The sequence below is a fragment of the Endozoicomonas sp. ALC013 genome, assembly GCF_049310205.1.
In the GTDB taxonomy this organism is placed as follows: domain Bacteria; phylum Pseudomonadota; class Gammaproteobacteria; order Pseudomonadales; family Endozoicomonadaceae; genus Endozoicomonas.
Genome location: NZ_JBLYNS010000368.1, coordinates 1 through 1,543, shown reverse-complemented (window position 1 = coordinate 1,543; position 1,543 = coordinate 1). Strand labels below are relative to the sequence as shown.

Annotated in this window: 1 protein-coding gene; it reads right to left on the bottom strand. The window is 55.7% G+C overall.

Going from position 1 to position 1,543, the window contains the following annotated elements; all coding sequences use genetic code 11:
• Window positions 1–940 precede the first annotated feature (940 nt).
• Window positions 941–1,543 (bottom strand): DUF1601 domain-containing protein (locus ACO6V1_RS23880; protein ID WP_422469080.1); only part of this gene is annotated, 603 nt, incomplete at its 5' end.

The window sequence follows — 1,543 nt, the reverse complement described above, 5'->3', positions numbered from 1 at the left end:
ATGCTGAGGAATAAATTGGTCTTTCTGTGCGTTCACGTGGGGCAAAAGTGCGGCCGCGGTCTCGTTGAGTACTGGTGTCTGCTCCTGCCCGCTGTCCAACAGTTTCGCCATGGCCCAAAGCAGATTGGCGATTTCCTGTGGATTAAAGTTAACTTTCTGTGCGTTCATGTGGGGCAAAAGTGCGGCCGCGGTCTCGTTGAGTACTGGTGTCTGCTCCTGTCCGCTGTCCACCAGTTTCGCCATGGCCCACAGCAGGTTGGTGATTTCCTGTGGTTTAAAGTTAGCTTTCTGTGCGTTCACGTGGAGCAACAGCCTGGCCACGGCCTCTTTGAGCCCTGATGTCTGCTCTTGCCCGTTGTCCACCAGTTTCGCCATGGCCCACAGCAGGTTGGCGATATGCTGGGGAATAAATTGGTCTTTCTGTGCGTTCACGTGGGGCAACAGAGCGGCCACGGCCTCTTTGAGCCCTGATGTCTGCTCTTGCCCGTTGTCCACCAGTTTCGCCATGGCCCACAGCAGGTTGGCGATATGCTGGGGAATAAATTGGTCTTTCTGTGCGTTCACATGGGGCAACAGCGCGGCCAAGGTCTCTTTGAGCTCTGGTGTTTGCTTCAGCCCACTGTCCACCAGTTTCGCCATGGCCCACAGCAGGTTGGAGATTTCCTGTGGTTTATAGTTAGCTTTCTGTGCGTTCACTTGGGGCAACAGCACGGCCACTGCCTTGTTGAGACCTGGTGTCCGCTCCAGCCCACTGTCCACCAGCTTCGCCATGGCCCACAGCAGGTTGGAGATTTCCTGTGGTTTATAGTTAGCTTTCTGTGCGTTCACTTGGGGCAACAGCACCGCCACTGCCTTGTTGAGACCTGGTGTCCGCTCCAGCCCTTTGTCCACCAGCTTCGCCATGGCCCAAAGCAGATTGGCGATTTCCTGTGGATTAAAGTTAGCTTTCTGTGCATTCACGTGGGGTAACAACGCGGCCACGGCCTCTTTGAGCCCTGGTGTGTGCTCCTGCCCGTTGTCTACCATTTTCGCCATGGCCCACAGCAGGTTGGCGATACCCTGAGGAGTAAATTGGTCTTTCTGTACGTTTACGTGGGGCAACAACACGACCACAGCCTCTTTGAGCTCTGCTGTGCGCTCCAGCCCGTTGTCCACCATTTTTGCCATGGCCCAACAGCAGGTTGGCGATACCCTGAGGAGTAAATTGGTCTTTCTGTACGTTTACGTGGGGCAACAACACGACCACAGCCTCTTTGAGCTCTGCTGTGCGCTCCAGCCGGTTGTCCACCATTTTCGCCATGGCCCACAGCAGGTTGGCGATCCCCTGGGCATTAAATTGGTCTTTCTTTGTGTTCATGAGGAGCAACAGCGCGGCCACGGCCTCGTTGAGCTCTGGCGTCAGCTCCTGCCCGTTGTCCACCAGTTTCGCCATGGCCCATAGCAGGTTAGCGATTTCCCGGGCATTAAATTGGTCTTTCTTTGTGTTCATGTGGGGCAACAGTGCGGCCACGGTCTCGTTGAGCTCTGGCCTCCGCTTCTGCCC